Consider the following 2,140-nt stretch of genomic DNA (forward strand, 5'->3'; position numbering starts at 1 on the left):
ATTCTTCTGAAGGCCTTCTGTCGCTTGGTTTGTTGCGTCTTTTGAATCGACCTTGATCTCGTTGTTCATTAATTTTCTCTCAGTTGTACTAATTAAATGATGCGAGCGCTTTCAACCCGCACCATTAGATTAATCGACACACAGATGCGAGTAAAGTTTTTTTAATTTTGAGATATAGACCTCCACTCTTAAGAATCGATTACAACTCACATTGATTTTTCCGTCAGAATATTCATCTACATATTAGTTATCAAGAAAAGACTACAAAACGGATTGGTCGCATACACGATAAAAATTCACTGAATTAAGCGACGCCCCTTCGTTGTTCGAAAAGCTCTTCAAAATTGTCTCTCGTCGCAGGCGACATGATTTTGGAAGATGATCGGTTGGTGCTGGGGTACGTCAAGAGCCGGTCCAAGACCAGTTAGCAGGGCAACGTCATTCGGTTGACGAAGTAGCGGAACAGTTCACTCAAGCGAGACCACGAGACAACGCCATATGTGATGCATGCCAGCCAACTTCGTGCCTGCAAGACGAAGAAGGTGACCATAGCGAGCGCCGAAATCCTGTCGAACAGGATCTGAACTCCAACGGTGTGATCCTCGAAGGGGTGAGGCGCGCGCGGCGGGTTGCGATTTTGTGATTCAAGGCGCGCGAGATCGGTCCCTCAAGTGTACAGCGACGGCTGCGGCAACTCGCGCGTGAGCGTGTAGCGGCCCACGTCGCGCAGACGATAGTCGAGCGGATCGTGCAGCGTATGCACGCGCGCGTTGCGCCAGAAGCGGTCGAGCGCGAGCGCCGCGTTGGTCGCGCGCGCGCCGCAGGCGTCGAATAGTTGCTCGCCCGCGTCGAGGGCCGCACGGTGCGCCACGATTTTCGCTTCCGAAACCGCGAGCGAGACTTCGGCGCGCGTTGCGGCGTTTAGCGCGTCGCCCTGCGCCCACGCATCGTCGAGAATCGCGGCGGCGCGATCGGTCAGCGCAGCGGCAGACAGCGCCTTGATGCGCATTTCGCCAAAACGCTGCTGGAGATAAGGATCGTCCGCGGCGCGCTGCACGCCGGAATTGACCCACGGACGGCCATTGGCCAGCACATACTCGCGTGCCTCTTCCAGCGCGCCTTCCGCCAGCCCGACGAACAGATTGGTCAGCACGAGCTGCGACACCAGCGTGCGCAGCGAGGCGCGCGGCGTGTCGGGCCGATGCAGCACCTCGGCGGCCCGCACCTCCACCGCGTCGAACGAGACGGTGCCGCTATCGGTCTGACGCTGGCCGATCGGGTCCCAGTCGTCGTGCACGGTGATGCCCGCGCGCGTGGTCGGCACGACCGCAAACACGGGGTTGCCGGTGGCGGGATCGTGCCCGCTCACGGTCATCATCTGCGAGCCGGTGGTGCCCGAGCAGAAGCCCTTCTTGCCGTGCAGACGCCAGCCGCCCTTGCCCTGCGCATCGTCGGCCTGGGCGACAAGCCGCGTATCGAGCGGATTCACCGCGTTGCCCCACCACCAACGATGCTCGGCGGTGCCTTGCAGCCAGTTCGCGCGCTGCGCGGCGTTGCCCCAAAGATCGACGGTCGCGATTTGCAGAAACTGGAAACCGAGCAGATGGGCAAGCGCGCTATCGACGCGCGCTATGGTGCGGATAGTTTGGTAAAGCGTGCCCCAGCGCGTACCGTCCCGGCCGAATCGCCCGCCGAATTCATGCGGCACGGCCAGCGCGAGCAAACCCGCATCGGCGATCAACTGCTTTTCGGCGGCGGCGTGGCCGCCTGCCAGATCGCGGCGCGCGGCGCTCGCGCGCAAGGTCTCGATCAGCGTGGAAAGACGTGAATCGCCGTGTGTCTGCGGCGGCCGTGGATCGTTCATGCGAGGGTTCCCGAATGCGTTGTGCGGTGCCCGGGCGGCGGCGCGGCGTGATGCACGCGCGCGCCATCCGCTCCAGCTTCGATCGAACGATGATAGTGGCGCGCCTTCAGACGGTCTACGAACGGTTTGAGCAAACGAAATCGCGGCTGGCGATATGCAGGTGCATATCGGCCAGCCGCGAAGGGCAAAGCAGGATGTGATTAGCGCGAAGCGAGCGGCGCGGGCGGCGGTGCGCCGTCCGGTTGCGCGGAGGGTTTCGCGTCGCCCCAGCCGCCA

At 61.4% G+C, this 2,140-nt stretch carries 1 protein-coding gene; it reads right to left on the reverse strand.

What is annotated here, in order from left to right; translation table 11 throughout:
* Positions 1-667 precede the first annotated feature (667 nt).
* Positions 668-1,864, reverse strand: a complete 1,197-nt coding sequence (locus VG320_RS01540) for an acyl-CoA dehydrogenase family protein (RefSeq protein ID WP_327198424.1) — start codon at positions 1,862-1,864, stop codon at positions 668-670.
* Between the last annotated feature and the right edge of the window lie 276 nt (positions 1,865-2,140).

Origin of the sequence: Paraburkholderia sp. (genome assembly GCF_035948235.1) — a bacterium.
GTDB lineage: Bacteria > Pseudomonadota > Gammaproteobacteria > Burkholderiales > Burkholderiaceae > Paraburkholderia.